Annotated in this window: 1 protein-coding gene; it reads left to right on the top strand. The window is 64.0% G+C overall.

The window, feature by feature from the left end; all coding sequences use genetic code 11:
* The coding region (locus FQ668_RS28705; protein ID WP_369333850.1) for a sensor histidine kinase at positions 1 to 253 on the top strand (253 nt) is incomplete at both ends.

Genomic DNA, 253 nt, shown 5'->3' with positions numbered 1-253 from the left:
GCTCAGCGCAAGGCTGCCCAGGGTGTGCTCGACCGCCTGGCCATCGATGTGGCCAGTGATGCCGCCCATGGCTTGCTGGAGTTGATCGGCGATATCCTCGATATCACCCGCATCGAGGCGGGCCGTTTGCAACTGGTGCCGGAACGGGTTGGCCTGCACGAACAGGTCGCCCGGGTGGTGCAATTGTTCGAGCAACAGGCGAACGCCAAAGGCGTGGCCTTGCACCTGGAGGTCCAGGGCGACATCCCTGCAT

It is taken from the genome of Pseudomonas sp. Kh14 (genome assembly GCF_900291005.1).
GTDB classification, from domain to species: domain Bacteria; phylum Pseudomonadota; class Gammaproteobacteria; order Pseudomonadales; family Pseudomonadaceae; genus Aquipseudomonas; species Aquipseudomonas alloputida.
This window is presented reverse-complemented; position numbering and strand designations above follow the sequence as displayed.